Genomic DNA, 23,622 nt, shown 5'->3' on the forward strand with positions numbered 1-23,622 from the left:
TAGTATAAGATGAGTTTCCAGAACGGGATTCGCCTCATGTGCTTTTCGCTGAACGGTTTGCATCATCCTTCGATCCCCTGCATCGTGCCGCCCTATATGCTGCGGGTGCTGGCGCTGCGCGGTGATGCCAAGACGGCTGAAATGGCGCGGACGCTGTTGAAGCAGACTGAAAAACTGCGCGACGAACGTGCCGAACTGACCCGCGCGGGCCTGCCGCAAGCCCAGCCGGTCAGCGGCGCTTTCGCCACCACGGCGGTCAGCCCGGCCGGGGGGCTGTGCTGCCCCGACCGGCGCATCCATGACGGGCAGTTCCGCGCCGCCCTGCCGGGCCCCCTGGTCCGGTCCGAAGGCGACGACCCCACCGGCATCCCCGATGCCGACACTGCCTATGACGCCGCGGGCCAGGTCTTTTCCCTGTTCGCCGAGGAATACGGCCGCAACTCTCTGGATGGGCAGGGAATGCCCCTAATCGCCACGGTCCATCACCGCCGCGATTACAACAACGCCTTCTGGAGCGGAGAGCAGATGGCCTATGGCACCGGCGACGGCAAGGTGTTCCGCACCTTTCTGGAACTGTCGGTGATAGGCCATGAAATGGCGCATGGCGTGATCCAGCATTCGGGCGGGCTGATCTATGAAAACCAGTCGGGCGCGCTGAACGAAAGCATCGCGGACGTGTTCGGCTCTCTCGCGCTGCAGCGAGCGCTCGGACAAGAGGTGCATCAGGCCGACTGGCTGCTGGGGCGCGGCATCCTTGGCCCCGGCATCAACGGCACCGCGCTGCGCAGCATGAAGGCACCGGGAACGGCCTATTCCGACGATCTCTTGGGGCAGGATCCCCAGCCCTGGCACATGGATCATTTCGTCACGACCACTGACGACAATGGCGGGGTGCATATCAATTCAGGGATCCCCAACCACGCCTTCTACCTGTTCTGCGCCTATCTGGGCGGACGGGCATGGGAGCTGCCGGGCCAGGTCTGGTATCGCGCGCTGCAGGCATTGAACAACCCCATGGCCAGCTTTTCGGACTGGGCAGACCAAACGATGGACGCGGCCATCGAACTGGCCGGGCGCGGCAGCATCGAGACGGTGATGCTGCGCCGTGCGTGGAAACTTGTCGGAATCGCAATCTAGGCTTAGATTCCCCCCATCAGCGGGGGATCCTTGCCATGATCATCGAAATTGCGGCGCAGGGCGGCTTTGGCGGCATCACCGCCGCGCAGTTGCGCAAGACCATCGACGTGGAAAACCAGTCCGAACAGATGCGCCAGGATCTGTGCGACGCGTTCGAGCCTGACGAACTGGCCCGCCTGGCCCGCCAGCCCTGCGGCGACGGGGCTGACCGGATGACCTATCGCATCACGGTGACCGAGGATCGCCAGACCCGCAGCTTCACCCTGCAAGAACAGCAGATCCCCCCGGATATGCTGGATTTGATCGACCAGATGTAAAAAACGCGGACGGAACCGCGGCTTTCTTCTTCACTCAAATATCCCGCGGGGGTCCGGGGGCGCGAAGCCCCCGGCTTCACCTAATGATGCGCCTCGCCCTTGTGGCGACGGTTCCACATGATCGAGTTCACAAAGGCCGCGCCGATGAAGATCGCGCCCAGAAGGCCGGTCACGACCTCGGGCAGGTGCCACATGGTCTGGCCGAACATGATGATCGACAGGATCAGGATCGACCAGAAGGCGCCGTGTTCCAGATACCGGAATTCCGCCAGCGTGCCCTTTTCGACCAGCATCACGGTCATGGACCGGACATACATGGCGCCGATGCCCAGGCCGATGGCGATCAGGAACAGGTTCTGGGTCAGGGCGAAGGCCCCGATCACGCCATCAAAGCTGAAGGACGCGTCCAGCACTTCCAGATACAGGAACCCGCCCAGGCCCACTTGCGCCGCACCCTTCGCGGCGTCCTGCGCCTTGCCCCAGCGGTCCAGCACATGGCCAAGCGCATCCACCGCCAGAAAGGTGACGATGCCCCACATGGCGCTGAACATGAAGACCTGTTCGTCCCGTACCGGCAGCAGCCAGACGAACAGCAGGATGATCACCAGGACAAAGCCCACCTCCATCCCGCGCACCGATCCGCAACGCCGCAAGGCGCGCTCGACCTTGCCGATCCAGTCCACTTCCTTGGACTGGTCGAAGAAGAAGGTCAGTGCCACCAGCATCAGGAAGGAACCGCCAAAGGCCGCGATGGGCAGATGCGCCTCGCCGATCAGGCGGGAATATTCCTCGGGATCGGTGGCGGCCAGTTGCAGCGCGGCCCAGGGTCCGATCTGTGCGGCGATCACCACGATCAGCAACGGGAACACGATCCGCATCCCGAAGACGGCGATCAGAATCCCCCAGGTCAGGAAACGGCGCTGCCATTGCGGCGTCATTTCCTTCAGCTTGTTGGCATTGACGATGGCATTGTCGAAGGACAGCGAGATTTCCAGGATCGCCAGCACGACCGCGATCATGAAAAAGGACACGGCGCCAGTCATGCTGCCGGTAAATCGATAGCCAAGCCATGCCGCCAGGGCGATGCCCACAACGGTGACGATCAGCGGCCAGCGCAAATAGGACATGGATGAGCGCATGGAGTCTTCTCCCTATGTGAACGGTCCGAGCATTAGGCGGCTGGCACCAACCCGGCAAGGGTGTTTGCGTGGTCCCGCCTTGCCCTGCGCGTCACCTGGACCCTATAGCCAGCGTTTCCACCGCAGCACCAGCCAGGTGGCTGCCGCCGTCCCGGCCATCAGCGCCAGCGCCATGGGATAGCCCCAAGGCTTGTGCAATTCGGGCATCACGTCGAAGTTCATGCCATAGATGCTGGCGATCAGCGTGGGGGGCAGGAACAGGGCCGCCACCACCGACAGGATGCGCACGGTGTTGTTCTGTTCCAGGTTGATCATGCCCAGCGTGGTGTCCACCGCCAGGCTGACGCGCGATCCCAGGAAATCCGCATGAACCTCCAAGGCCTGGACATCGCGCAACTGACCCTTGACCACCGGGCGCAGACGGCCGGATTCAGGCTGTTCACCGACCGTGGCGATATAGAATGCCAGCATCCGTTCGATGGTCAGCAGCGACAGGCGGACACGGGCCATGGCCTCGGCCTCGCGGCCCACCTGGCGCAGCGCGGCTTGCAGCCGGTCGCCCTGTCCGCGCACGGTCCGGGTTTCAAAGATGGAGATCGTGGTGTCGTCCAGCAATCGGCCAGAGCCTTCCAGAATATCGGCCAGCCGGGCGACGATCTCCTCGATCAAGCCGATGAACAGGCGGTGCGCGGTGCCGCAGCCCAGGGTGGATCGTTCGCCGCGTTCGGGAAAGGTCAGGAAGGGCCGGGGCGAATGGTGCCGCACCGTCACCAGCCGCCCGGGCGACAGGATAAAGCTGACGGGCATCGTCACGCGGTTGCCGTCGCCCCGTTCGCCCGGCAGCACGGCGGTCATATAGTCCATCCCCGCTTCCCGATACAGCCGGTTCGAGATCTCGATTTCCTCCATGTCGGCCAGGGTCGGGACATCCACGCCCAACTCGCGCAGCAGGGCCATTTCATCCTTTCCCGGGGCGATCAGGTCGATCCAGATGGCGTCGGACAGCGCGGCGCCCTTGTCCTGCCGCAGGATGCGCCCCTGGCAGATGACATAGGAATACATCATGGCGGCGTCCCCGGTTCTGGAAAACAGGGCCTTGGTAGCCTGCCTGCCGGCAAAGAAAAAGGGTGCCGGCAAGGCACCCTTTCCCGTCCGGCGCGCGGTCGCGTCAGATCGTGCGGTCGCGGAAATGATCGTCGATGTTTCGTTCGGCCTCGTCCTTGGTCCAGCCGTATTTTTCCTGCAACTTGCCGGTCAGCTGATCCTTGCTGCCGTCGATCCGGTCCAGATCGTCATCGGTCAGGTCGCCCCATTTTTCCTTGACCGAGCCTTTGACCTGTTTCCATTTCCCCTGGATGATGTCCCAGCCTCCTTGAAGCTGCTACCGGTCAATGAACATTTGGCAGCCGCAGGGGTTCCTGTCGGCCCGTTCAGTTCACCCGGTCGCGAGGCACGGCCCCTTCGGAAAAGGCGATCAGATTGTCCAACGCGCGCAAGGCCATGGCAGTGCGGGTGTCGTCCGTGGCCGTGCCCAGATGCGGCAGCAGCGTGGCGTTCGGGGCGTCCAGCAGCGCCTGGGGCACCAGCGGCTCGCGTTCGTAAACGTCCAGGCCTGCGCCTGCGATGATGGCGCCATTCAGCGCCTCGATCAGGGCGGCCTCGTCCACCACATCCCCGCGCGCGATGTTGACCAGATAGCCTTGCGGGCCAAGCGCCGCCAGCTGGCGCGCGCCGATCAGGTGGCGTGTCCCCGCCCCGCCCGGCACGGCCAGGACGGCGACATCGGCCTGTTCCAGCATCGCGTCCAGGTCCGGGATTTGCCGCGCGGGAACGTCCAGGCCGGTCAGGGGGGATCTGTTGAAGAACACCACCTGCATCCCGAACCCGTGGTGGCAACGCCGCGCAATGGCCTGGCCGATCCGCCCCATGCCGACGATGCCCACCGTCCGCCCGCTCAGATGCCCGCCCAGCAGTTGCGTGGGGTTCCAGCCGGTCCACTGGCCCGCACGCAGGATCCGCTCTCCCTCGGTCGCGCGGCGCAGGGTCATCAGCATCAGCATCACCGCGATGTCGGCTGTGGCGTCCGTCACCACGTCGGGGGTGTTCGTCACGACGATCCCGGCATCCGTCGCGGCCTTCACGTCGATATGGTTGAAGCCCGCCCCGAAATTCGCAAGAATCCGGCAACGCGGCTGACCAGCAAAGGCGGCGGCCGTGAAGGCATCCCCCAGCGTCGGGATGATCGCGTCATAGTCGCGCAACGCCTGCGCGGCCTCGGGTTCTGACAAGGGCGTGTTGTCGCGGAAGGTCGCGTCGAAGCGATTGCGGATTGCCTGGGTGGCACGGTCGGTCATGGGTCTTGTGACAAGCAAACGCATCAGTAAAGCCTTCCTCCATTCGGGACATCCAGGTCGGGACGGATCAGAACGACCTCTCCGTCCGGGTCAGGAACGCCCAGGACAAGAACCTCGGACCGGACGGGGCCAATCTGGCGGGGCGGAAAGTTCACCACGCACAAGACCTGCTTGCCGACCAGCCGGTCCGGTTCGTAATGCCGCGTGATCTGGGCCGAGGATTTGCGTTCCCCCAGTTCCCCCAGATCCAGCCACAGCTTGATCGCGGGCTTTCGCGCCTCGGGGAAGGGTTCGGCGCGGGTGATGGTCGCCACGCGGATATCGACCTTGAGGAAATCGTCGAAGCCGATGGTCATTGCGCCCGCCCCAGTTCACGCCCGCGTTCAGTGGCGGCGGCAATGGTCCGCGCCATCAGCGGCGGCAGGCCGGTTTCGGGATCCATCAGGATCTTCAGCCCTGCGGCCGTGGTCCCGGCCGGAGAGGTGACGTTTTCGCGCAAGGTCGCCGGATCCTCATCGGCGTCGATCGCCAGGGCGCCGGCCCCCGCAACGGTCATGCGGGCCAGTTCCAGCGACAAGGCGGGGGGCAGGCCCTGCGCCTCGCCCGCCTTGGCCATCGCCTCGATCAGGTGAAAGACATAGGCCGGGCCGCTGCCCGACAACCCGGTCACGGCGTCCATCTGATCTTCGCGGTCCAGCCGCACGACGCGCCCCACCGCGGCCATCAGGGTCTGCGTCAGATCCAGATCGCGGTACGTTGCCCGGGCATTGCCGATCATGGCGGATATGCCCTGCCCGATGGCTGCGGGGGTGTTCGGCATGACGCGGACGATGGGCGCGCCGGGAAAGGCCGCTTCGAAGGTGGCGATGGTGGTGCCTGCCGCGACGGACAGCACCAGCGTATCGGACAGCACGGGCACGCGGCCCAACGCATCCGCCATCATCTGCGGCTTGACGGCCAGAACCAGCACGGCGGGGTCAGCGGGCAGCGCGGCGTTCACGCGCAATCCCCTGTCCCGCCATTCGGGCGCCAGGCGCGGGTCGATCACCGTCACGGCACCGGGTTGCAGCCCCCGCGCCAGCCAGCCGCGCAGCATCGCGCCGCCCATCCGGCCGCAGCCGACCAGAACCAGCCCGCGCTTGTTGATGTCGTCGAAATCGCCCATCCGGCCCCCATCCGAACAAAGGGGCCATGCGCCCCGTCAGGCCCGTCCGTAGGCCTCGCCCAAGGCGATGTCCAGTGCGGCGGCGGGGGTGCTGTTGCCCCAGGCAACCAGTTGGAAGGATGGATAGAACCGTTCGCAGCCCATCAGCGCATTGCCGATCATCTGGTCCACCTGTTCGGCGGATGCGACGGCATCGCCGCCCAGCACCAGGCCATAACGCCAGACCATCAGCCGCTGCTTGGACCAGAAGGTAAAGCCCCCGTCCCAAACCTGGTCATTGGCCAGGTTCAGCGTTTCATAGATCAACGGCAGCTTGTCCGCCGGCGGATCCAGGTCAAAGGTGCAGATCAACCGCAACACTTCCTCGCGCGCCGACCATGCAAGGGTCAGGGAATAGCTGCGCCACTGGCCATCCACCGCCATGACGATCTGGTCGTCGGCCAGACGGTCGAAATCCCAGTGATGGTGGGCTGCGACCACCTCGACGATGTCGATCGGGTGAATCTCATCCGTCGGGATCATCGGATCCGTTTGTGCCATTCCTGCATCCTCAGTCGGGAAGCGATTCTGCCGTCGCTTAGCCCTTGGTCGCGCAACAACAAGCGGGATGGTGGCCCGAATGTCCTGCAAGATATCGTGGTCGCGATTTTGTCCGCTGTAAAGCGAAATATGCCGTAACGGTTGCGGCGGCACGGCGGTTCCGTTAGCCGTTAAGCCTTGTTTTTCCAGATGATACGGTCGGACCATGCGCGGGGATCCTTCAGAGGACATTGACAGAGCGGCGGGATCCGGCCCAGGGGATTGGATCGACCTGTCCGCCACGATCAACCGCCGTCCATGGGGCGCGGACAATCCTGCGCAGCGGACATCCGCAACAGATGCGGCGGAACGGCTGACCTTGGTCGCGGCGGACTGGTTCGGATGCGATCCCGCGCAGGTTCTGCCGGTCGAGGATGCATTGGCCGCGATCCTGCGCCTGCCACCCGGGCGGGCGGCGGTTCTTGCGCCCGGCGATCCCGGCCCTGCAGCCTGCCTGCGGGCGGCGGGCTGGCAGGTCACACAGGCCGATGCGCTTGGCGACATGGCGGGCGCCGCCCTGGCCCTGGCGGTCAATCCGAACAACCCCGATGGCCGGGAATCCCCTCCTGACGCGCTGAGGCGGCTGGCCCGGCAAGTGGGCCATCTGGTCGTGGACGAGCGTCTTGCCGATCCGCGCCCGGACCTGTCCCTGGCGCCCGACCTGCCCGCGAATGTCGTCCTGCTGCGCAGCCTTCACCCGTTCTGGGGTCTTGCGGGGCTTGGCTTCGTGCTGGCGGACCCAGCCCTGCTGGGTCGGCTGTCGGGTGCCCCCAGGGCCAACCCCCAGGCCATGGCGCTTGGCGCACAGGCCATGGCCGACCGGGCCTGGGCCGATGCCCAAATGGTTTACCTGTCCGAGGCCGTCTTGCGCCTGGATCGCATCGCCGTTCGGGCGGGCTGGCGGATGGCCGGGGGCACGCATCTGTTCCGGCTGTATGACACGGGCGATGCGGCGGCCGCGCAGGACCGCCTGGCCCGCGCCCATATCCGGGCGCGCCGGTTCCCTTGGTCGGACCGCCTGCTGCGGCTGGCCATTCCGGTCCGGCACGCGGAATGGGATCGCCTGTCGGAAGCCTTGCGCGAAATTTAGGCACAAGCCCCAGGATCCCTCGCGCCGCCATTCACATTGTGTAATCTGGGCGCCAGCAGCGGGAACAGCCATCATGTCGATCAAGGCCAGCATCTATCACCTGACGCATTACAAGTACGACCGCCCGGTCGTCCTTGGCCCCCAGGTGATCCGCCTGCGCCCCGCGCCCCATTCGCGCACCCGGGTGATCTCTCATTCGCTGAAGGTGACGCCCGAAGGGCATTTCGTGAACCACCAGCAGGATCCCTTTGGCAACTGGCTGGCCCGCTTTGTCTTTCCCGAACCCGTAAGCGAACTGAAGATCGAGGTCGATCTTGTCGCCGACATGACCGTCTATAACCCCTTCGACTTCTTCGTCGAGGACAGCGCCGAAACCTGGCCCTTCGCCTATGCCCCCGACCTGGCCGAGGAGCTGATCCCCTATCGGCAGGTCGAACCTGCCGGGCCGATGATGCAAGCCCTGCTGGACGCCATCCCGCGCGACAAGACCCGCACCGTCGATTTCGTGGTGAACCTGAACGCGCGCATCGCGGCCGATACGGCCTATACGATCCGCATGGAACCCGGCGTGCAGACGCCCGAGGAAACGCTGACCCTGCGCAGCGCATCCTGCCGCGATTCCACCTGGCTGCTGGTCAATGCGCTGCGGCACCTGGGCTTTGCGGCGCGCTTCGTGTCGGGTTATCTGATCCAGTTGAAGCCGGATCTGAAGGCCTTGGACGGTCCTTCGGGGACCGAGGTCGATTTCACCGACCTGCACGCCTGGGCCGAGGTCTACCTGCCCGGCGCGGGCTGGATCGGGCTTGACCCGACATCGGGCCTGCTGGCGGGCGAAAGCCATATCCCGCTGGCGGCGGCGCCGCATTACCGGTCCTGCGCACCGATTTCAGGCGCCGCCAGCTTTGCCGAGGTCGATTTCAACTTCGATATGCAGATCCGCCGCGTGGCCGAACATCCGCGCATCACCAAGCCCTTCAGCGACGATGCCTGGACGGATCTCAACCGCCTGGGCCATCAGGTCGATGCCGCGCTGCGCGACGGCGACGTGCGCCTGACCATGGGGGGCGAGCCGACCTTTGTGTCCATCGACGACTTCGAGGCGTCCGAATGGAACACCGACGCGGTCGGACCGACCAAGCGTCACCGTGCCGACGTGCTGATCCGCAAGCTGCGCGATCGCTTTGCGCCCAACGGATTCCTGCATTACGGCCAGGGCAAGTGGTATCCCGGCGAAACGCTGCCCCGCTGGACCTTTTCACTGTACTGGCGGCGCGACGGGCAGCCGGTCTGGCAGCACCCCGACGTGATTGCGCAGGAAACCGACAACAGCGCGGTGACGCCCTTGCAGGCCCAGGAACTGCTGCGGGAAATGGCCGCCGAACTGGGCGTCGGCGACGACACCATCCTGCCCGCCTTCGAGGATCCGGCGGAATGGCTGGTCAAGGAAGCCAACCTGCCCGCCAATGTCACCCCCGAGAACAGCGAACTAGCCGACCCCGAGGCGCGCCATCGCCTGGCCGCCGTCTTTGACCGCGGCCTGACCACGCCCACGGGTTTCGTGCTGCCCATCCAGGCCTGGCAGGGCAAGGCCGGGCTGCGGTGGTATTCGGAACGCTGGCATCTGCGCCGGGGCCATGTCTTTCTTGTGCCCGGCGATAGCCCGGTCGGATACCGCCTGCCGCTGGCCTCGCTGCCGCATCTGTCGGAATCGGATTATCCCTATATCAACCCGACCGACCCCACGATGGACCGCGCGCCCCTGCCCCGGCCGGGCGAGATCGCGCCCGACCGCAGGACTCAGCCGAGGGCGAGCTTCGTGGCCGGCACGCCGGGCCAGGATATCGTCCCCCAGGTGCCCGGCACCGGGGACGGGGAACTGCAGGGATCCGTGCGCACCGCGCTCTCCGTGGAACCCAAGAACGGGCGGCTGTGCGTGTTCATGCCGCCGGTCGCCACGCTGGAGGAATACCTGGACCTGCTGCACGCGGTCGAGGCCGCGGCCCTGCGCCTGAACCTGAAGGTCCATGTCGAGGGCTATGCGCCCCCGCACGACCCGCGCCTGAACGTGATCCGCGTGGCCCCCGATCCCGGCGTGATCGAGGTGAACATCCATCCCGCCGCGACCTGGGACGATTGCGTGTCGATCACCCAGGGCGTTTACGAGGACGCGCGCCAGTCCCGCCTGGGCGCGGAAAAGTTCATGATCGACGGCAAGCATACCGGCACTGGCGGGGGCAACCATGTCGTCGTGGGCGGGGCCACCACCAACGACAGCCCCTTCCTGCGCCGGCCGGATCTGCTGGCCAGCCTGATCCTGCAATGGAACCGGCACCCGTCGCTGTCCTATCTGTTTTCGGGCCTGTTCATCGGCCCGACCAGCCAGGCCCCCCGCATCGACGAGGCGCGCCACGATGCGCTCTACGAACTGGAAATCGCGCTGGCCCAGATCCCCGCGCCGGACCGGGGCACCCCGCCCCTGCCCTGGCTGACCGACCGGCTGCTGCGCAACATCCTGACCGATGTCACCGGCAACACCCACCGGGCGGAAATCTGCATCGACAAGCTGTATTCCCCCGACGGTCCCACGGGCCGCCTGGGCCTGGTCGAATTCCGGGGCTTCGAGATGCCGCCCGACCCGCGCATGAGCCTGGCCCAGCAACTGCTGCTGCGGGCGCTGATCGCGCGGTTCTGGCGGGAACCGGCAACGGGCGACCTGACCCGCTGGGGCACGGCGCTGCACGACCGCTTCATGCTGCCGCATTTCGTCTGGGCCGATTTCCGCGACGTGCTGCGCGACCTGACGGACCACGGCTTTCCCATGCAGGAGGAGTGGTTCAAGGCCCAGGCCGAGTTCCGCTTTCCCTTCTGCGGCGAGGTCGAGGTCGAGGGCGTCCATCTGGAACTGCGCCAGGCCCTGGAACCCTGGCACGTCCTGGGCGAGACGGGGGCCATCGGCGGGACCGTGCGCTATACCGACAGTTCCACCGAACGCCTGCAGGTCAAGCTGGGCTCGGCCGAACCCAGCCGCTATCAGGTGCTGTGCAACGCCCGCGTGGTGCCCTTGACCGGCATCGGTGCGGGTGAAGCCGTGGCGGGCGTGCGTTTCAAGGCGTGGCAGCCCGCATCCGCGATGCACCCGGTGGTGCCGGTCGATGCGCCGCTGACCTTTGACATCTTCGACACCTGGTCGAACCGCGCGATCGGCGGCTGCGTCTATCACGTGGCCCATCCGGGCGGGCGCAACTATGACACCTTCCCCGTCAACGGCAACGAGGCCGAGGCGCGCAGGCTGGCCCGCTTCAGCCCCAGGGGCCATACGCCCGGTCATGGCCTGTCCCCGCGTCCCGAACGCATCCACCGCGAATTTCCGCTGACGCTGGATCTGCGCCGTGCCCTGGGGGTGTGACGCGCCATGAGCGGCGGGGGTGCCGTCGCCGTGGGACAGCCGCGCAGCGCGTCCTATCGCCCGCTGCCCGGCGTTCCCGACGAGATGGTCGGGCCTGACGGCACCGTCCGTCCCCTGTGGCGCAAGTTGGCGGCCCATCTGGACGCCTTGTCCGACGAGGATCTGACGCGCGACCTGTCCCGCGCGGACCGTTACCTGCTGGATAGCGGCGTCTTTTACCGGCAATACGGTGCAGGCGAATCGACCGAGCGGCCCTGGCCGCTGAGCCATATCCCCGTGGTGCTGGCCGAGGATGACTGGACCCGCATCGGCCAAGCCCTGAAGCAGCGTGCCGACCTTCTGGAAATGGTGATGGCCGATCTTTACGGCCCCAACGCCCTGGTTGCCTCGGGGCAGTTGCCCGCCGCCCTTGTCGCGGGCAACCCGGAATGGCTGCGCCCGATGGTGGGCGTCAAGCCGCGCGGCGGGCATTTCCTGCATTTCCTGGCGTTCGAGCTGGGGCGTGGACCGGACGGGCAATGGTGGGTGCTGGCCGACCGGACGCAGGCGCCGTCGGGTGCGGGCTATGCCCTGGAAAACCGCGTGGCCATCGCCCGCGCCTATTCCGAGCATTATCCCGACGGCAACGTGCATCGCCTGGCCGGGTTCTTTCGCGATTTCCGCGACGCCTTGCAACAACAGGCCCGCGACCACGATGGCCGCGTCGCGATCCTGACCCCCGGCCCCATGAACGAGACCTATTTCGAACACGCCTATATCGCCCGCTATCTGGGGTTCACGTTGCTGGAAGGGGACGACCTCTGCGTGGCGGATGACCGGCTGATGGTGCGCACCGTTCAGGGGATGCGCCAGGTCGATGTGCTGTGGCGCCGGCTGGACGGGCAATATGCCGATCCGCTGGAACTGGACGCGGCGTCCAGGATCGGCACCCCCGGCATGGCCGCCGCGCTGCGGGCGGGCACGGTGACGATGGTCAATGCGCTGGGATCCGGCATTCTGGAAACTCGCGCCTTGATGGCATTCCTGCCGCAGCTTGCGCCCGAACTGGTCCGCGCGCCACTGGCCATGCCCAATATCGCGACCTGGTGGTGCGGCACCCCGTCGGCGCGGGCGGCGGTGCGGGCCAGCCCCCGCCGGATGGTGCTGGCCGATGCCCTGACCACGCGTCCGCCCTTTGACCCGGCGGATGACCTGATCCGCGCCATCACCCTGTCGCCCCAGGCCCTTGACCGCCGATTGTCGCAACAGGGCGCCGACCTGGTCGCGCAAGAGGCCGTGACCCTGTCCACCACCCCTGCCCTTGTGGCTGGCCGGCTGGTGCCGCGCCCGATGACGCTGCGCGTCTATCTGGCCCGGACCGCCGATGGCTGGGCGGTGATGCCGGGCGGATTTGCGCGGATCGGGGCGGGACCGGACGCATCGGCCATCGCCATGCAGGAAGGCGGGGCCGCGGCGGATGTCTGGGTCGTGGGCCGCGACCCGGTGCCCGTGATCACCCTGGCCCGCCATGCCAGTTCCGCAGACAAGCGCATGATCCCCGGCGGCCTGCCTGCGCGGGCGGCCGACAACCTGTTCTGGCTGGGCCGCTATGCCGAACGGGCCGAAGGCATCGTGCGCCTGATGCGGGCCTATCATATGCGTTTGGCGGAATCGGGCACGGCGGGCGCGCAACTGCTGGAGGGCTTCGATCCGTTGTTCCGGCAGATGGGCATCGACGCCAAGGCCCCGATCCCGCAACGGCTGCTGGACAGCCTGGCCGCTGCCATCGGCAGCGCCAGCAGCGTGCGCGACCGCTTTTCCCCCGATGCCTGGTCGGCGCTGCACGACATCGACCGCAGCGCCCGGCGGATGGCCCCCCGGGTCGCGCCCGGCGACGACGCGGCCCGCGCGCTGTCCGCGCTGCTGCGCAAGCTGGCTGGGATTTCCGGCCTGGTGCATGAGAATATGTACCGCTTCGTCGGCTGGCGGTTCCTGACCATCGGGCGGCTGCACGAACGCGCCATGGGCACGGCGGCGGCCCTGGCGGTGTTGTGCGATCCCGATGCCCCCGAAGGCGCCCTGGATCTGGCGATCGAGATCGGCGACAGCGTGCTGACTCATCGGCGGCGCTTTGCCCTGGACGCGTCCCGCACAACGGTCATCGACCTTCTGGCGCTGGATCCGCTGAACCCGCGCGCGCTGCGCCACCAGATCGACGGGCTGCGCGAACAGGTGGACACGCTGCCCGCCGCCAATGACCACGGTGCGCTGTCCCCGCTGGCCCGCGAAGTGCTGCGCCTGCACGCCGACCTGGCAACCGCCGATCCCGACAGCCTGACGACCCCTGCGCTGTGGTCCTTGCGCGGCCGCATCGCGGGGCTGTCGGACCTGCTGACCAAGGCCTATTTCCCCTGATGCTGTATCGCCTGCGCCTGTCCATCCGTTACGACTTTGCCCGGCCGACGGGGGCGGGGCGGCAGCTTTTGCGCATCACCCCCGCCGACCTGCCGGGCTGGCAAGAGGTGCAGCAGACCGCCATCACCATTACCCCGCAGCCCACCGAACGCAGCAGCTTTGTCGATTTCTTCGGGAACGAGGTGACCGAACTGGTCCTGCCCGCCGGCCTGACGCAGTTGAGGTTCGACATGACGGGCCGCGTGCTGCGCCACCGGGACGAGACGGAACTGGACCTGTCGGCCACGCCCGCGAACCTTTCTCTGGACTTGGACGAGATCACCGATCTTGGCCCCCATTCGCCCCACCACTTCCTGCGCCCCTCGCCCCGCATTCCGCAGGTGGCGTCCATCACCGATTTCGCCCGCGCCGCCTGCGCCGATGCCGCCACCGTGCGCGAGGCGGTCGAGGCCCTGGGCCGCGCCATCCACGCCCATATGCGCTTTGACGCCGATGCCACCGAGGTGGATACCCCCATCGCCCAGGCCTTTGCCGGACAGAAGGGGGTTTGCCAGGATTTCTCGCAGATCATGATATCGGGGCTGCGCGGCCTGGGGATCCCCGGGGCCTATGTTTCGGGCTTCCTGCGCACGATCCCGCCGCCGGGCAAGCCCCGGCTGGAGGGGGCGGATGCCATGCACGCCTGGGTCCGCGCTTGGACCGGGGCCGAGGCGGGATGGTGCGAATACGATCCCACCAATGCCTGCTTCGTGGACGCCGATCATGTGACCATCGGCTATGGCCGCGATTATGGCGACGTGGCGCCGGTCACGGGGTCGATGCGTCTGGCTGGATCGCAGTCGGGCAGCCACAGCGTCGACATCCTGGCCGAGGATTAGGGCCGATTGTGCAGCATCGTCGAACACTGAAGCCAGCAATGCTGGTCTAATTCCTGTTAATTCATCGACTTATATCCATGTCATAGAAACGACAAACGAATGAGAGAACCGATGAAAACCCTTGCAACCGTTTTTGGCGCCCTGATCCTGGCAACCGGCACCGCACAAGCGGCCAGCTACAACTCGGGCAATTCCGATTCCGATATGCCGACCGCCCCCGTCGTCGCGACCAGTGCCGTGCAGGTCAAGGCCGCGGATGTCCTGTCCTCGAAGGAACTGGAACGGGCCGGGCTTGATGCCGATGCCGAACTGACCGTCAGCGACTTTACCGCCCCCGGCGAACGGTCCACCTATATCCGCTGACCGCGCCACGATGTCGAAAGCCGCCCCCTTGGGGCGGTTTTCCTTTTCCGCGGCACGGTGCATGGTGACGCATGGACATCAGCGTGTTTCGCACCTTTGTCAGCGTCGTTGACGAAGGCAGCTTTTCGACCGCCGCATTGCGGATGGGCATTTCCCGCAGCCTGTGCAGCAAGCACGTCGCGGATCTGGAGACGCATCTGGGCGTCCGCCTGTTGACGCGCACCACCCGCAAGGTGACGCCGACCCCCATGGGCCTGTCCTATAGCCGCGACCTGCGCGAGGTTCTGGCCCGGCTGGATGCCGCGACCGAATCGGTCAAGGACGCCTCGGGCAACCTGTCAGGCACGCTCAAGATCGGCAGCCCGATCTTTTATACGCTGAAGGTGCTGCAACCGCATCTGCTGGACTTCATGGAGCGCCATCGCGACGTCCAGTTGCAGATCGTGCTGGACGACGGCGCCAGCGACATCATCGGCGACGGCTTCGATGCCGTGATCCGCATCGGCAACCTCAAGGATTCGACCCTGTATGCGCGCAAGCTGCACACGGTCCGCATCATGCTTGTGGCGGCACCCGATTACCTTGACCGGAACGGCCGCCCGGAACGACCCGCCGACCTGCTGCGCCATCATTGCCTGCATTACACGAACCTGCCTGGCAACCTGACCTGGCCCCTGCGCCGGGGCAGCCGCACGATCCGCCAGCCGGTGCGGCCTAGCTTTTTCAGCAACAACACCGAATTGCTGCATTCCATGGCTGTGAATGGCAGGGGACTGGCGCTCTTGCCGGAATTCATCATCCGCGACGATGTCGAGGCAGGCAGGCTGGTGATCCTGATGCCCGAATACGCCCTGCCCGATCTGCCGGTAAGCCTGGTCTATCCCTCGGGCAAGCTGCTGACAGGGGCCATGCGCAGCTTCCTGGATTTCGCATCCAAGCTGCAACTCTCATGAAAAAGGCGCCCCGAAGGGCGCCTTTCCGGTCACTGTCCCATGCGGTCAGCAGCTGTAATACATCGCGTATTCGATCGGGTGGGGCGTATGCTCATAGGCATAAACCTCCTCCCATTTCAGCTTAATATAGGATTCCAACTGGTCGCGGGTGAAGACATCGCCCTGCAGCAGGAAGTCCATGTCCTTCTCCAGCTCCTCCAGCGCCTCGCGCAGGCTGCCGCAGACGGTCGGGATTTCGGCCAGTTCCTCGGGGGGCAGGTCGTACAGGTCCTTGTCCGACGCGGGGCCGGGGTCGATCCGGTTCTTGATCCCGTCCAGGCCCGCCATCAGCAGGGCCGCAAAGGCCAGATAGGGGTTGGCCGCCGGGTCGGGGAAACGGGCCTCGACGCGCTTGGCTTTCGGCGATTCCGTCCACGGAATACGGACGCAGCCCGACCGGTTGCGCGCGGAATAGGCCCGCAGCACCGGCGCCTCGAACCCCGGGATCAGCCGCTTGTAGCTGTTGGTGGCCGGGTTGGTCAGCGCGTTCAGCGCCTTGGCGTGCTTGAGGATGCCGCCGATGAAATACAGCGCGTCCTGGCTCAGATCGGCATATTTGTCGCCGGAAAACAACGGCTTGCCGTCCTTCCAGATCGACATATTGACGTGCATCCCCGACCCGTTGTCGCCCTTCATGGGCTTGGGCATGAACGTCACCGACTTGCCATAGGCATGGGCCACGTTGTGGATGACGTATTTGTATTTCTGGATGTTGTCGGCCTGTTCGACCAGACCGCCGAAGATCAGGCCCAGTTCGTGCTGCGCTGAGGCGACCTCGTGGTGGTGCTTGTCCACCTTCATGCCCATGCGCTTCATGGTGGACAGCATCTCGCCCCGGATGTCTTGGGCGGCATCGATGGGGTTGACCGGGAAATAGCCGCCCTTGTGGGCCGCGCGATGGCCGGTATTGCCCATCTCGTATTCGGTATCGGTGTTCCAGGCCGCATCGACAGAATCGATCTGGTAGGACACCTTTTGCGGCGAAACCTGGTAACGCACGTCGTCAAAGATGAAGAACTCGGCCTCGGGACCGAAATAGGCCGTGTCGCCGATGCCGGTCGATTTCAGATAGGCTTCGGCCTTGACGGCGGTTCCACGCGGATCGCGGCTGTAAGCCTCGCCCGTGTCGGGTTCTGCGACGTTGCAATGCACGCACAGCGTCTTTTCGGCATAGAACGGATCCAGATAAACCGAAGCCGGATCGGGGATCAGCTTCATGTCGGATTGGTCGATGGACTTCCAGCCGGCGATGGATGACCCGTCGAACATGAAGCCTTCCTCGAAGAAGTCTTCGTCGATAAGATCGACATCCAGCGTCACATGCTGAAGCTTGCCCTTGGGATCGGTGAAGCGGACGTCTACATAGGCGACCTCCTCGTCCTTCAGAAGCTTCAAAACGTCTTTGACCGTCATCTCTTCCCTTTCTGCGTAGGTGCGGCCCGGCCGTCCTGCCGGGCGCGATAATCCTGTTGGGATATTGTTCTTCTTGTGTTCAGACAGCGTCGTCGCCGGTTTCACCCGTGCGAATGCGGATTGCCTGCTCGACAGGCGATACGAAAATCTTGCCGTCGCCGATCTTTTCGGTGCGTGCCGCGCCGACGATGGCGTCAATGGCGGCATCGACCTGGTCGTCGGGCAGCACCATCTCGATCTTCACCTTGGGCAGGAAATCGACCACATATTCGGCGCCGCGATAAAGCTCGGTATGGCCCTTCTGGCGGCCAAAGCCCTTGACCTCGGTTACGGAAAGACCCTGCACGCCCACTTCCTGAAGCGCTTCCTTTACATCATCCAGCTTGAACGGCTTGATGATCGCCTCGATCTTCTTCATCGCAATGATCCTTCCTCGCGGCTTGTCTGACGCCTGATTGGCGGGTTTCATGGCGTGGGTAAACGGGATGCGGCACGGATTGCCCGCGCAAACGATCAGACCAAGGGTTTGTGCCTTTTTTTTGTGCGTTCCGATTAATAAAAGGGCAAATGTCATGCTGACAGGCACCGAAGTCCTGACCACCGCCCAAATGCGCGCCATCGAGTTTGCGGCAATGTCCAGTGGACAGGTGACGGGGCTGGAGTTGATGGAGCGGGCAGGACGTGCCGTCGCGGGCCAGATTCGGCTCCGCTGGTCCAAGGCGGGACGCGCGACGGTGCTGTGCGGTCCGGGCAACAACGGCGGCGATGGCTATGTCGTGGCGCGGCTGCTGCACCGGGCAGGCTGGCGGGTGCGGGTGCTGGGGATGGAGAACACGCCGGGACCGGATGCGGCCGAGATGAAGCGGCAGTGGCTTGAGATTGGTGGGGTCGCGCCGCTGACCGAGCAGGAGTTGCGGAGCGGGGCGGAAAGCGATGTCTATGTCGATGCGATCTTCGGGACCGGCCTGACTCGCGCCCCTGAGGGAGAGGTCTCCCAGGTTCTTGGGCATCTTGGCGGATCGGGCGGCGATACAGGCTATTATCGGCCCCGCCTGATGGCGGTCGATTGTCCCAGCGGGATGTGCATGGACGCCGGCGTTCCCTTGGGCAATTCCGGTAACGGCGGCGCGTTTGCTCCCCGTGTCCGGCTGACGGTGGCCTTCGACAGCCCGAAACCCGGCCATCTGATCGGCCTTGGTCCTGCTCTGTGCGGCGAGCTGGTTGTCGCCGATATAGGCTTGACCGGCTGGAGAGCACGCCATTTCGACAGCGAATGCCAGCCACCCGCCCGCCTGGAGGCGATCTGGCCAAGGTTCGGCATTCCACACACAAGGCGGACCGGATCTTTGCCAGGGGGGCAACTGCCGAAACACTCCGCTGCAAGCCCGCACAAATACAGCCACGGCCATGCCCTGATCCTTGCCGGAGGCCCGGCCCAGGGCGGTGCCGCCCGCCTGTCGGCCCGGGCCGCCCTGCGCATCGGCGCGGGCCTTGTCACCATTGCCCCGCCGCAAGACGCGCTGCCGGATCATGCAGGCCAGCCGGATGCCCTGATGCGGCGCGGCATTGACGGCTCCGATGCCCTGCGCGACCTGCTGGCCGACAAGCGCATCAACGCACTTTGCCTCGGGCCAGGCTGCGGCATCGACCGCGCGGCTGCCCTGCTGGCCGAGGTCTTACTGGCCCGCCGCCCTGTCGTCCTGGATGCCGATGCACTGACTGCCGTGTCGCGCGAACCAGGTCTTGTCGCTGCGCTTCACGGGAACTGCGTCCTGACCCCTCACATGGGCGAATTCGCGCGGCTGTTTCCCGACCTCGCACAACGGCTGTCGGAAACCCCGGCCTGCGGCCCCGCCTATTCCAAAATCGATGCTGCCCGCGATGCCGCCGCCCATTGCGGCGCCGTGATCCTGCTGAAAGGCCCGGACACGGTGATCGCCGCCCCTGATGGCAGCGCCCGCATTCATTCCGCCTTCGACATCCCCTGGCTTGCCACCGCAGGAGCGGGTGACGTGCTGGCCGGGATCATCACCGGCCTGCTGTCGCGCGGGTTTCAGCCGCTGGACGCCGCCAGCACTGCCACGCTGATTCACGCCAAGGCCGCGCGCCTGTTCGGCCCCGGCCTGATCGCCGACGACCTGCCCGAGATGATCCCGCAGGTCCTGCGCGACATGGACGTCTAGAAATCCCAGTCCTCGTCCTCGGTCGCGACCGCCTTGCCGATCACATAGGACGACCCGGAGCCGCTGAAGAAATCGTGGTTCTCGCTGTCAGGCGACAAGGCGGCCAAAATTGCCGGGTTCACCTCGCAGACCGATGGCGGGAACAGCGCCTCAAAGCCCAGGTTCTGCAAGGCCTTGTTGGCGTTGTAATGCAGGAAGGCCTTCACATCCTCGGTCAGACCGATCCCGTCATAGAGTTCCGCCGTATAGCGCTGCTCGATGTCGTAAAGCTCGAACATCAGCGAAAAGGCGAAGTCCTTCAACTCGGCCCGACGCGCCTCGGTCTCGCGCTCAAGCGCCCGCTGGAACTTGTAGCCGATGTAATAACCATGCACCGCCTCGTCGCGGATGATCAGGCGGATCAGGTCGGCGGTGTTGGTCAGCTTGGCGCGCGAGGACCAGTACATCGGCAGATAGAAGCCCGAATAGAACAGGAAGCTTTCCAGGAAGACCGATGCGATCTTGCGCTTCAGCGGGTCGCTGCCTGCCTTGTATTCTTCCAGGATCAGCCGCGCCTTCGCTTGCAGATGCGGGTTTTCCTCGGCCCAGCGGAAGGCCTCGTCCACTTCCTTGGTCAGGCACAGGGTCGAGAAGATCGAGGAATAGGACCGCGCATGGACCGCCTCCATGAAGGCGATGTTCGACAGCACCGCTTCTTCATGCGGGGTGATCGCGTCGGGCATCATGGACGGCGCGCCGATGGTGTTCTGCACCGTGTCCAGCAGCGTCAGCCCGGTAAAGACGCGGATCGTCAACTCGCGCTCGGCCGGGCGCAAGGTGGCCCAGCTTTGCACATCGTTGGACAGCGGCACCTTTTCCGGCAGCCAGAAGTTCACCGTAAGGCGGTTCCAGACCTCCAGATCCTTCTCATCGTCCAACCGGTTCCAGTTGATCGCGCGCGCGACCGTCTGCATCACTTGATCCTTCATCGCGAAGAACCCCTCTCTTTGCTTTGGCTTAAATATCCCGGGGGTCCGGGGGCTGGCCCCCGGCCTTGGCTCAAAGAGTGCAGGACACACAGCCCTGGACCTCGGTCCCCTCCAGCGCGGTCTGGCGCAGGCGGATGTAGTAGATGGTCTTGATGCCCTTCTTCCAGGCATGGATCTGGGCGCGGTTGATGTCCCGCGTCGTCGCCTCGGCCGGGAAGAACAGCGTGAGGCTCAGGCCCTGGTCCACGTGCTCGGTCGCGGCGGCATAGGTGTCGATGATCGCGCCCGGGCCGATCTCGTAAGCGTCGCGGTAATATTCCAGGTTGTCGTTCGACATGAAGGCGGCGGGGTAATAGACGCGGCCAATCTTGCCTTCCTTGCGGATCTCGATCTTGGACACGATCGGGTGGATCGAACTGGTCGAGTTGTTGATATAGCTGATCGACCCGGTCGGCGGCACCGCCTGAAGGTTGCGGTTATACAGCCCGTGCTGCATCACATCGGCCTTCAGCGCGGCCCAGTCGTCGCGCGCGGGCAGGGTCATGCCTTCGAACACGCGCGCGACATCGGGCAGCGTGGGCAGCCAGTCGCGGTCGGTGTATTTGTCGAAGAACGTCCCGTCGGCATATTTCGACTTGTCGAAATCTTTGAAGGTCCGGCCATGTTCCTGCGCCAGCAGGTTCGATGCGCGGATGGCGTGAAAGGCCACGGCCGCGAAATAGACCGACGTGAACTCCACCCCCTCGGGCGACCCGTAATGGATCCGCTCGCGCGCCAAAAAGCCGTGCAGGTTCATCTGCCCCAGGCCCACGGCATGGGCCTCGTCATTGCCGCGCCGGATCGAGGGCACCGCCTCGATCGCCGACATTTCCGAAACGGCGGTCAGGGCGCGGATCGCAGCCTCGATGGTGGCGCCGAAATCGGGGCCGTCCATGGTCGCCGCGATGTTCAGCGATCCCAGGTTGCAGGAAATATCGGTGCCCAGGTGCGAATAGGACAGATCCTCGTTGAACTCGGAGGCCTCGTTCACCTGCAGGATCTCGCTGCACAGGTTCGACATGGTGATGCGGCCATGCACGGGATTGGCGCGGTTCACCGTGTCCTCGAACATGATATAGGGATAGCCGCTTTCGAACTGGATCTCGGCGATGGTCTGGAAGAACTCGCGCGCGTTGATCTTGCGCTTCTTGATGCGCTTGTCGTCCACCATCTCGGCATATTTTTCCGTGACCGAAATTTCGGAAAATGGCACCCCATAGACCTTCTGCACATCGTGGGGCGAGAACAGGTACATATCCGCGTTCTTCTTGGCCAATTCGAAGGTGATGTCGGGGATCACCACGCCCAGCGACAGCGTCTTGATGCGGATCTTCTCGTCCGCGTTTTCCCGCTTGGTGTCCAGGAAGCGCATGATGTCGGGGTGATGGGCGTTGAGGTACACCGCCCCCGCCCCCTGCCGCGCGCCAAGCTGGTTGGCATAGCTGAACGAATCCTCCAGCAGCTTCATCACGGGGATGACGCCCGACGACTGGTTCTCGATCCCCTTGATCGGCGCCCCGGCTTCCCGCAGGTTGGTCAGCATCAATGCCACGCCGCCGCCGCGCTTGGACAGTTGCAGCGCCGAGTTGATGGACCGGCCGATGGACTCCATGTTGTCCTCGATCCGCAAAAGGAAGCACGAAATCAGCTCGCCCCGCGACTTCTTGCCGGCGTTGAGGAAGGTGGGCGTGGCCGGCTGGAAGCGGCCCGACAGCATTTCTTCCATGAAGCTCATCGCCAGCGCCTCGTCCCCGCGCGCCAGGGCCAGGGCGACCATGACCACGCGGTCCTCGTAGCGTTCCAGGTAACGCTGGCCGTCCCGGGTCTTCAGGGTATAGCTGGTGTAATACTTGAACGCGCCCAGGAAGGTCGGAAAGCGGAACTTGCGCTTGAAGGCGGCGTCCCAGATCGTGCGCTGGAAGTTCTTGGAATACTGGTCCAGAACTTCGGGCTCGTAATAGCCTTCCTCGACCAGGTAATCCAGTTTCTCGTCCAGCGAATGGAAGAAGACGGTGTTCTGGTTCACGTGCTGCAGAAAATACTGCCGCGCGGCCATGCGGTCGGCGTCGAACCGGATGCGCCCGTCCGCGTCATACAGGTTCAGCATCGCGTTCAGCGCGTGGTAATCGAGTTCAGGCTTCAGGCCGTCAAGCATTCCAACCCCCGGAATTGATGAAGGCCCGCGCGGACCTTTTGAATGTCGGTATCCGTCCCCGCCAGCTCGAATCGCCACAACACGGGAACAGTGCATTTGTCGGCAATCACGCGCGCGGCCAGGGCATAGGTCGCGCCGAAGTTGCGGTTGCCCCCGCCGATCACGCCGCGCAACAGCGCCCGGCGGCGGGGGTCGTTCAGGAAGTGGATCACCTGCTTTGGTACCGCGCCCCGCCCCTGCCCATCGGCATAGGTCGGGCAGATCAGCACAAAGGGCGCATCCACGACCGGCATCGGATCGGCGGGCCGGATCGGGATCCGCAGCGCGGGCAGGTCCAGTCGCGCCACAAACCGCGCCGTGTTGCCCGATGCCGAGGAATAAAAGACCAGCCCCGCCATGACCGGCTTAGGCCAGGCGGCCGATCATGTCGGGCCGGAACCCCGCCCAGTGCGCATCGCCCGCGATCACCACAGGGGCCTGGCGATAGCCAAGCGCGGTCACACGCTCCATCGCTGCCGCGTCCTCGGTCAGGTCGATCACGTCATAGGACAGGCCGCGTGCATCCAGGGCACGGGTCGTCGCGGTGCACTGCACGCAGGCGGGTTTGGAATAAACGGTGATGGTCATGCCCACTGCTCCTTCGTTCTGGACAAAAGAAGGCGTCATGGCCGCAGGGGGCACCCCGCAGGCCACAGCGCCGGACCCTTGCCCGGTGTCATTTCTGTCTTGGCCTGCTCTGGCCCCTTGCCGATAGCTTGCCGGGCCCGCCAGTCGGTCGCAATCAGGGACTTTCCAGACCAGAAAAGCGGTAACCCGCCCTGCCGCAATGAAAATCGCAAAACCGCGTCTCGACCACAGGATATAGACACGAACATCCTCAAATCGTCAACATGTGGTTATCGCTTGACACGCGATTCGGTTCCGCCTTTTCGCCCTATGTCGCTAAATTGCCGCACCGGATTTTTCTGGAAGCCAGGATTGCCGCAGGACTGCCCGGCGATGTCTCAATCACGCGACACAAGGTCGCAATCCGGCCACGGCCAAGTCGCA

General features: G+C 65.0%; 22 protein-coding genes. 9 read left to right on the plus strand and 13 right to left on the minus strand.

Translation table 11 applies throughout. The features are described from left to right. Positions 1 to 36 precede the first annotated feature (36 nt). Positions 37 to 1,137: a M4 family metallopeptidase gene (locus LZ585_RS10655; protein WP_234853549.1), complete on the plus strand. Its 1,101-nt coding sequence runs from the start codon at positions 37 to 39 to the stop codon at positions 1,135 to 1,137. Positions 1,138 to 1,172: 35 nt separating this feature from the next. Then, positions 1,173 to 1,454: a protealysin inhibitor emfourin gene (locus LZ585_RS10660; protein ID WP_234853550.1), complete on the plus strand. Its 282-nt coding sequence runs from the start codon at positions 1,173 to 1,175 to the stop codon at positions 1,452 to 1,454. Positions 1,455 to 1,534: 80 nt separating this feature from the next. On the opposite strand, the gene LZ585_RS10665 is transcribed toward LZ585_RS10660, so the two are convergent. From LZ585_RS10665 to LZ585_RS10695, 7 genes are all read right to left on the minus strand, one after another. Further along, positions 1,535 to 2,581: a DUF475 domain-containing protein gene (locus LZ585_RS10665; RefSeq protein ID WP_234853551.1), complete on the minus strand. Its 1,047-nt coding sequence runs from the start codon at positions 2,579 to 2,581 to the stop codon at positions 1,535 to 1,537. A 114-nt stretch (positions 2,582 to 2,695) separates the two neighbouring features. After that, entirely contained in the window at positions 2,696 to 3,658 is a 963-nt protein-coding gene (locus LZ585_RS10670; RefSeq protein ID WP_234853552.1) for a magnesium transporter CorA family protein, read from the minus strand. 103 nt (positions 3,659 to 3,761) lie between these two features. Further along, positions 3,762 to 3,953, minus strand: a complete 192-nt coding sequence (locus LZ585_RS10675) for a CsbD family protein (RefSeq protein WP_234855812.1) — start codon at positions 3,951 to 3,953, stop codon at positions 3,762 to 3,764. Positions 3,954 to 4,023: 70 nt separating this feature from the next. Continuing rightward, entirely contained in the window at positions 4,024 to 4,971 is a 948-nt protein-coding gene (locus LZ585_RS10680; protein WP_234853553.1) for a 2-hydroxyacid dehydrogenase, read from the minus strand. Then, positions 4,971 to 5,303, minus strand: a complete 333-nt coding sequence (locus LZ585_RS10685; RefSeq protein WP_234853554.1) for a tRNA-binding protein — start codon at positions 5,301 to 5,303, stop codon at positions 4,971 to 4,973. The genes LZ585_RS10680 and LZ585_RS10685 overlap by 1 nt, the downstream gene beginning before the upstream one ends. Next, positions 5,300 to 6,112, minus strand: a complete 813-nt coding sequence (gene proC / locus LZ585_RS10690; RefSeq protein ID WP_234853555.1) for a pyrroline-5-carboxylate reductase — start codon at positions 6,110 to 6,112, stop codon at positions 5,300 to 5,302. The genes LZ585_RS10685 and proC overlap by 4 nt, the downstream gene beginning before the upstream one ends. Before the next feature lie 36 nt (positions 6,113 to 6,148). Further along, entirely contained in the window at positions 6,149 to 6,652 is a 504-nt protein-coding gene (locus LZ585_RS10695) for a type III secretion system chaperone family protein (protein WP_234853556.1), read from the minus strand. Between the two features lie 205 nt (positions 6,653 to 6,857). On the opposite strand from LZ585_RS10695, the gene LZ585_RS10700 reads away from it, so the two are divergent. From LZ585_RS10700 to LZ585_RS10725, 6 genes are all read left to right on the plus strand, one after another. Further along, entirely contained in the window at positions 6,858 to 7,781 is a 924-nt protein-coding gene (locus LZ585_RS10700) for an aminotransferase class I/II-fold pyridoxal phosphate-dependent enzyme (protein WP_234853557.1), read from the plus strand. A 73-nt stretch (positions 7,782 to 7,854) separates the two neighbouring features. Further along, on the plus strand, positions 7,855 to 11,187 hold the full coding sequence (locus LZ585_RS10705) for a transglutaminase family protein (protein ID WP_234853558.1): 3,333 nt from the start codon (positions 7,855 to 7,857) through the stop codon (positions 11,185 to 11,187). Positions 11,188 to 11,193: 6 nt separating this feature from the next. Next, the gene (locus LZ585_RS10710) at positions 11,194 to 13,581 is read left to right on the plus strand and encodes a circularly permuted type 2 ATP-grasp protein (RefSeq protein WP_234853559.1); all 2,388 of its coding nucleotides are present in this window, start codon (positions 11,194 to 11,196) and stop codon (positions 13,579 to 13,581) included. Then, positions 13,581 to 14,459, plus strand: a complete 879-nt coding sequence (locus LZ585_RS10715) for a transglutaminase family protein (RefSeq protein ID WP_234853560.1) — start codon at positions 13,581 to 13,583, stop codon at positions 14,457 to 14,459. Before LZ585_RS10710 ends, LZ585_RS10715 begins: the two co-directional genes overlap by 1 nt. A 111-nt stretch (positions 14,460 to 14,570) precedes the next feature. Continuing rightward, positions 14,571 to 14,822: a hypothetical protein gene (locus LZ585_RS10720; RefSeq protein ID WP_234853561.1), complete on the plus strand. Its 252-nt coding sequence runs from the start codon at positions 14,571 to 14,573 to the stop codon at positions 14,820 to 14,822. 71 nt (positions 14,823 to 14,893) lie between these two features. Then, positions 14,894 to 15,775 (plus strand): LysR family transcriptional regulator, encoded by an 882-nt coding sequence (locus LZ585_RS10725; RefSeq protein WP_234853562.1) that lies wholly within the window; start codon positions 14,894 to 14,896, stop codon positions 15,773 to 15,775. A gap of 45 nt (positions 15,776 to 15,820) precedes the next feature. Here LZ585_RS10725 and glnA read toward each other — a convergent pair whose 3' ends face one another. Beyond that, the gene (gene glnA / locus LZ585_RS10730) at positions 15,821 to 17,227 is read right to left on the minus strand and encodes a type I glutamate--ammonia ligase (RefSeq protein ID WP_234853563.1); all 1,407 of its coding nucleotides are present in this window, start codon (positions 17,225 to 17,227) and stop codon (positions 15,821 to 15,823) included. 79 nt (positions 17,228 to 17,306) lie between these two features. Continuing rightward, on the minus strand, positions 17,307 to 17,645 hold the full coding sequence (locus tag LZ585_RS10735; protein ID WP_126153840.1) for a P-II family nitrogen regulator: 339 nt from the start codon (positions 17,643 to 17,645) through the stop codon (positions 17,307 to 17,309). 154 nt (positions 17,646 to 17,799) lie between these two features. Here LZ585_RS10735 and LZ585_RS10740 point away from each other — a divergent pair, with 154 nt between their 5' ends. Then, the gene (locus LZ585_RS10740) at positions 17,800 to 19,410 is read left to right on the plus strand and encodes an NAD(P)H-hydrate dehydratase (RefSeq protein WP_234853564.1); all 1,611 of its coding nucleotides are present in this window, start codon (positions 17,800 to 17,802) and stop codon (positions 19,408 to 19,410) included. On the opposite strand, the gene nrdF is transcribed toward LZ585_RS10740, so the two are convergent. The 4 genes from nrdF to nrdH form a co-directional block, all read right to left on the minus strand. After that, positions 19,407 to 20,363: a class 1b ribonucleoside-diphosphate reductase subunit beta gene (nrdF, locus tag LZ585_RS10745; RefSeq protein WP_390625064.1), complete on the minus strand. Its 957-nt coding sequence runs from the start codon at positions 20,361 to 20,363 to the stop codon at positions 19,407 to 19,409. The genes LZ585_RS10740 and nrdF overlap by 4 nt on opposite strands. Positions 20,364 to 20,448: 85 nt before the next feature. Beyond that, positions 20,449 to 22,572, minus strand: coding sequence for a class 1b ribonucleoside-diphosphate reductase subunit alpha (nrdE, locus tag LZ585_RS10750; protein ID WP_234853566.1), 2,124 nt, complete (start codon positions 22,570 to 22,572; stop codon positions 20,449 to 20,451). Continuing rightward, positions 22,557 to 22,970 carry a class Ib ribonucleoside-diphosphate reductase assembly flavoprotein NrdI gene (gene nrdI / locus LZ585_RS10755; protein WP_234853567.1) on the minus strand — a complete coding sequence of 138 codons (414 nt, stop codon included), beginning with the start codon at positions 22,968 to 22,970 and terminating at the stop codon, positions 22,557 to 22,559. Before nrdI ends, nrdE begins: the two co-directional genes overlap by 16 nt. A 7-nt stretch (positions 22,971 to 22,977) precedes the next feature. Next, entirely contained in the window at positions 22,978 to 23,199 is a 222-nt protein-coding gene (gene nrdH, locus LZ585_RS10760) for a glutaredoxin-like protein NrdH (protein WP_234853568.1), read from the minus strand. Positions 23,200 to 23,622: the final 423 nt, after the last annotated feature.

The sequence above is a fragment of the Paracoccus everestensis genome (assembly GCF_021491915.1).
Lineage (GTDB): Bacteria > Pseudomonadota > Alphaproteobacteria > Rhodobacterales > Rhodobacteraceae > Paracoccus > Paracoccus everestensis.

Coding starts and splice junctions, on each gene's coding strand:
- LZ585_RS10740 (WP_234853564.1), top strand. CDS start 17,800: ATGCTGACAGGCACCGAAGTCCTGACCACCGCCCAAATGCGCGCCATC.
- LZ585_RS10665 (WP_234853551.1), bottom strand. CDS start 2,581: ATGTCCTATTTGCGCTGGCCGCTGATCGTCACCGTTGTGGGCATCGCC.
- nrdE (WP_234853566.1), bottom strand. CDS start 22,572: ATGCTTGACGGCCTGAAGCCTGAACTCGATTACCACGCGCTGAACGCG.
- nrdH (WP_234853568.1), bottom strand. CDS start 23,199: ATGACCATCACCGTTTATTCCAAACCCGCCTGCGTGCAGTGCACCGCG.
- glnA (WP_234853563.1), bottom strand. CDS start 17,227: ATGACGGTCAAAGACGTTTTGAAGCTTCTGAAGGACGAGGAGGTCGCC.
- LZ585_RS10735 (WP_126153840.1), bottom strand. CDS start 17,645: ATGAAGAAGATCGAGGCGATCATCAAGCCGTTCAAGCTGGATGATGTA.
- LZ585_RS10725 (WP_234853562.1), top strand. CDS start 14,894: ATGGACATCAGCGTGTTTCGCACCTTTGTCAGCGTCGTTGACGAAGGC.
- proC (WP_234853555.1), bottom strand. CDS start 6,112: ATGGGCGATTTCGACGACATCAACAAGCGCGGGCTGGTTCTGGTCGGC.
- LZ585_RS10680 (WP_234853553.1), bottom strand. CDS start 4,971: ATGCGTTTGCTTGTCACAAGACCCATGACCGACCGTGCCACCCAGGCA.
- LZ585_RS10685 (WP_234853554.1), bottom strand. CDS start 5,303: ATGACCATCGGCTTCGACGATTTCCTCAAGGTCGATATCCGCGTGGCG.
- LZ585_RS10670 (WP_234853552.1), bottom strand. CDS start 3,658: ATGATGTATTCCTATGTCATCTGCCAGGGGCGCATCCTGCGGCAGGAC.
- LZ585_RS10710 (WP_234853559.1), top strand. CDS start 11,194: ATGAGCGGCGGGGGTGCCGTCGCCGTGGGACAGCCGCGCAGCGCGTCC.
- LZ585_RS10655 (WP_234853549.1), top strand. CDS start 37: ATGTGCTTTTCGCTGAACGGTTTGCATCATCCTTCGATCCCCTGCATC.
- LZ585_RS10695 (WP_234853556.1), bottom strand. CDS start 6,652: ATGGCACAAACGGATCCGATGATCCCGACGGATGAGATTCACCCGATC.
- LZ585_RS10660 (WP_234853550.1), top strand. CDS start 1,173: ATGATCATCGAAATTGCGGCGCAGGGCGGCTTTGGCGGCATCACCGCC.
- LZ585_RS10720 (WP_234853561.1), top strand. CDS start 14,571: ATGAAAACCCTTGCAACCGTTTTTGGCGCCCTGATCCTGGCAACCGGC.
- LZ585_RS10715 (WP_234853560.1), top strand. CDS start 13,581: ATGCTGTATCGCCTGCGCCTGTCCATCCGTTACGACTTTGCCCGGCCG.
- LZ585_RS10705 (WP_234853558.1), top strand. CDS start 7,855: ATGTCGATCAAGGCCAGCATCTATCACCTGACGCATTACAAGTACGAC.
- nrdF (WP_390625064.1), bottom strand. CDS start 20,363: ATGCAGACGGTCGCGCGCGCGATCAACTGGAACCGGTTGGACGATGAG.
- LZ585_RS10700 (WP_234853557.1), top strand. CDS start 6,858: ATGCGCGGGGATCCTTCAGAGGACATTGACAGAGCGGCGGGATCCGGC.
- nrdI (WP_234853567.1), bottom strand. CDS start 22,970: ATGGCGGGGCTGGTCTTTTATTCCTCGGCATCGGGCAACACGGCGCGG.